Below are 4410 nucleotides of genomic sequence, written 5' to 3' on the forward strand. Positions count from 1 at the left end.
GCCCTGGGTAGTATCTGCACGATTGTAACTCAGTGGCCAAGTCACGGGCGAGCTTGCGCCAGATTGAGTCAGATCAAAACCCAACAGGCAGTGTTTTTGTAAACGCGGCGAGCTGACTAAGGTGCCTGTTTTCCAGTCCCCTGGGTTATAGCGGTAACGGAAAGCTGCCGGGATTTCTTCATCACGGATAAAATCGAATTTGAACACCTGGCTAATTAATTCACGTGCGCAGAGACGGAATTCTTTTTCATTTTCGTCAATCTCCGTCAAAGCATCCGCATATTCTTGAGCCTCGATGATATCGCCGTCGATTTGCAACAGGACTTCCTGCATTTCGATTCGCTGCTTTTCCACTACCAGGCGGCCATCTTCACCTGTCAGACGCTCGCTAAGTTGCATCATGCTCTCTTCACCCAACGAGTAAAGATTTTCACCAAACCATTGTAGTTCCTCATCAATGACATACTGTAGGCTGGCAATTGACTCTTCAAAGACGTTGAATACTTCATTGAGAATATTCAGCCACTGATTTTGCAGATCCTCTGCTTCACTCACCAGCACCATGCTGAGGATCTTGGTCGCATTCTCATTGGCGCAGTAGCGATTCAAACGACCAAGGCGCTGCTCCATACGGTTGGGAGACAGTAACAAATCGTAATTCAAGGCAATTTTTCGCCCACCATGCAGATTGACACCTTCTTCGGCCCGACGGTCGCACACCAGAATCTGGCATTTGCTTCCCTTGCCAAAGCGCACTTCTTTATCCGGATTATGACGCTGAATTTTGCCAATAAACGGCATCATCAACTCGGTAAAGACCTGGTCTGCTACCCATGGCTGATCGCAGAACACCACAACATAAGGGAGTTCTCTGGCGTTACTGCCCAGAAGGGTTTCCAATACCTCAGTTAAACGCTGACGCTTGCTGTCACGCTCCAAATTGCAGCGGTCTATCAGTTCTGAGAGGATATCCTGCTCGCCGTCGAACAGAGGGTATTGCAACAGTGCGAGTTGGGGTTCGCTGTAAAGGAATCCCTCCGCAGCGCTCAATGGTACCTGTTGTAAACGACAGGTTGCGAGTCGGGCCAACAGTTCTGGCGTAGCAATAGCGGCCTCAAACAGTAACTGATAAATTGCTGACAGCGACGGGTCCAGTGAATGCATCATTACTGCCGATTCCCGCCAGGCAATCATCATGTCGTTGCTGGCGTTCTTCGTGGAGTATTTTTTTAGCGACAGCCCAGATAAACCAGGCATCAATAAGTTGATACTGGGATTGCTGCGACGGTTGCGCAACAGACGATGGTGCAGCCGGTAGCGGTTACCTATGTAGTGGCGGATTTTATTGATCAACAGATCGCGCGCCTCACTCCGCTTAGGCTGCATTACGTCGAAATGGGGTAGCAACTGTGTAGCCAGCACATTCAAGGTATCATCCTCTGGAAACATGCTGGTTAACGCTTCCAGATTCTCTTCCAGCGTCATATTGTCGTTATCACAATTAAACGCGTAGAAGAGTGAGCCTATCTCTTCACGCTGCTGGATACGCTGCTGAAATATCTGCAAGCCAGTCTCTGTCAGCGGATAATTTTTGGCATCCAGCAGATGCAACATGGCGAGGAAGTTCTTTTCATTACCGGTGACAGGAGTCGCCGACAGCAGCAGCAGTTTTTCGCTTTGCTGCRCCAGTTGGTTCACGCCAGCGTATTGCTGTTCATGCTCGGCGTCCCATGCCCAGGCTCCGACCCGATGAGCTTCATCAATCACCAGCATATCGGGTCGAAACGGCAAGGGGTTTTCCATGCTAAAGGTAGCCATATCAATAATATGGATCGACTCATTCAGCAATTCTTCAAGGTGAAAACGTGCGGAAAGTTCCTGCTGCCACTGGCGGTGAAGAACTTTGGGTGCCACGATCACCACGCTGTGGGTGAACTGATTTTCCGTGACGTGTTGGCGCACGATTAACCCAGCTTCGATGGTTTTCCCCAGGCCTACCTCATCTGCCAGCAGATAGCGTTGGATAGGGTCAGATAACACCCGGCGTGCGACGGCCAGTTGGTAAGGCTCAAGTTCGATACTCGATGACAAAGCAGAGGTTATTCCCGCACAGGCATTGCGCTGTTTCAGCATTTGATGCTGATAAGCCAGGCGGGCATCCTGCCAGAAGGGGGTATAGGTTATACGCTCAGACAGAAGTGTTGCAGCATCGCAGATAGGACGATCCCAGCGTACAAAAATGTCATTTAAACTGACGTCTTCCTGCAGTTTATTAGGAAAGTGCAAACGTACGCCGCCCGGAATAGCACCAACAACACGCGCCAACTGCCAATGGGCAAGTTCATAGTCATAACGATAAACCAGACTTTCTGCATAAAGTTCAGCTTTCTTAAGATATTTTATTTCAAAAGTTTGCTCTAAACCTTCATAATTTGCTGGGGAGTCAAAATACTGAATAAGCGCATCATCATGGTTAAGGCTAATAAGTCTGCCAATTCCATAAGGCGAGTTAACAAGATCGCCTGCAACCAGGGGTATTTTTCTATCCATAATTTTTTACCATTAATAACATAATTTCTTAAGTTATTGAAAATAATATATTTTATTTTTTATATAAAAGACGGTATAACACTATTAACCATAAGGACAATGTCATACATTGCTGCCCTTCCTGATAACTGTCAAGAAAGTTAATCATTTGTTGTAAATTTTTAGATAGAACAAATTGCTATAAGGTTTTTCGTTTTATTAAAAACTTACAACAAAAGAACTTATGGTTTTGAACCATTTTCGGGACAAAAAAAACCCTGCATTTTCCAACGCAGGGTGTATTTTTTCAGGAAATTTTAATATCGGCGCTAGCTAACTTGCTTGATGTAGTTAGTTACAAGGTAGTTGGTGATCAACGTAATATCCTTAGAGAGATTCTGCAATTCGTTCCACTTGCGGATAATAGGCTGGCCATCGATATCCGTTCCAAAATTCCACGAACCACTGCTCCAGGCGCACAGATCTTTAATTTTATTCAATTCTTGTACAAAGCGAGTAATAGGAGGAATTTCTGTCCATCCTTGCTCACCATGATATTCCTGATGTACCTGGTCGATTTCGTCCATCAGGCTACCTAAGGCAAGAATTCCCACGCCATGAAGTAAGCGCGAGTAACGCGGTTTTTTATCCCAGTCAGACGTAAAGACAATCTCCACAGCAGACCAAAAGTTGTTTAACAACCGCACCATCTTCGTATCGTCGCCCAGACCTGTTGCAGGATCCCTGAAACGATAAAGCGCACCTTCACGCAAGCTGGCGTCTATCATTTTGATCATAGAGTTATCTGCAATCACACCATCAGGGTTAGTCGCCGTTTTAATACGTCCAGCCAGCGGACCATCACTGAAATTCAACCGCTGAGTCAGTAAAGAAGGAAACTTACGCAACTGTAAATCGGATGGCAGACGTCCGTGAGTATGCGGAGCCAGTTCATATAGCAACGTTTTAGGTAATGGCTTGGTCGAATTCACCAGCATGAACTGTTCGCGTTGTTCTTCATCATCGTTAGCGATAAACGCTGAGACCGGCATCATGAAAGAATCGATTTTGGCGTCACGTAGGGCAGCGGTGCGCTGTTGGCCATCAACGATGAACCCAGGTTTAATAAAATCTGCCTCATCAGACTGAGGGATAACCAAATACCCCATATTGCCTTCAGCATCCAACGCTTCAAAACGAACACGTTTATCAAAAGCAATGATGACTGGATTAGGGATCATTGCATTTGAACTTTCAATATAGCGTTGAATTTCACGGATATGATTGCGAACTTCGGGACGTTGATAACCTATCAGATTATCTTCACCACGACGAATACGTGATATTGCCGCAATTTTATTAATGTCCTTACCTTCAATGGCGAGGCTGTAAAGTTGTCTTGCCTCACCCTGGCGGATGCGAAGAGCCGGTACACGGTACTCACTCATTACAGTTCCTCTGAGCGTTGTAACAATGTGCGCTGTAAACGATTGTACAGCACCTGAATATTGTGGAATCCACGACGCCGGTTACGTTCGGCACCGCGGAAGATAATGACATTAATGCCAATAGCCTTACAGATATTACACGGGCACTGCTTCCAGGGGCGATCACCCAATGTACGCGCATAATCAGCACGCATTTTGTCAGCATCCTTCTCGCCCGCATGCAATCGCTCATAAGCCATTACTGTTTCCAGGACTTGTGAAAGCGGCAGGTTTCCCTTGTCGTATTCAAACAAAGCATGCAGCGCATCTTTTTCCAGATGTCGTGCAACATCCTGATCTACAGCGCCTGATTTTATTTTACGGCTCAGGCTCGGATTCGCATCAAACTGTGGCACACGAACAGCCGTGTAGGCTGACCCTTCAGGTGTATGAT

2 protein-coding genes and 1 pseudogene are annotated in these 4410 nt (G+C 46.5%); all 3 read right to left on the minus strand.

Translation table 11 applies throughout. The annotated features are described in order from the left end of the window. A partial coding sequence (gene dpdE, locus AC1DUO_RS23505) for a protein DpdE (protein WP_477989008.1) occupies nt 1-2550 on the minus strand: 2550 nt, incomplete at its 3' end. A 308-nt stretch (nt 2551-2858) separates the two neighbouring features. Next, complete coding sequence (dbpB, locus tag AC1DUO_RS23510) at nt 2859-3977, minus strand: DGQHR domain-containing protein DpdB (protein ID WP_477989010.1); 1119 nt, start codon at nt 3975-3977, stop codon at nt 2859-2861. Further along, nucleotides 3977-4410: pseudogene (locus tag AC1DUO_RS23515) on the minus strand (tRNA-guanine transglycosylase DpdA); the annotation flags it as partial. The gene dbpB and the pseudogene AC1DUO_RS23515, both read right to left, overlap by 1 nt.

The organism is Rahnella sp. P4_A8, assembly GCF_056402435.1.

Coding starts and splice junctions, on each gene's coding strand:
- dbpB (WP_477989010.1), bottom strand. CDS start 3,977: ATGAGTGAGTACCGTGTACCGGCTCTTCGCATCCGCCAGGGTGAGGCA.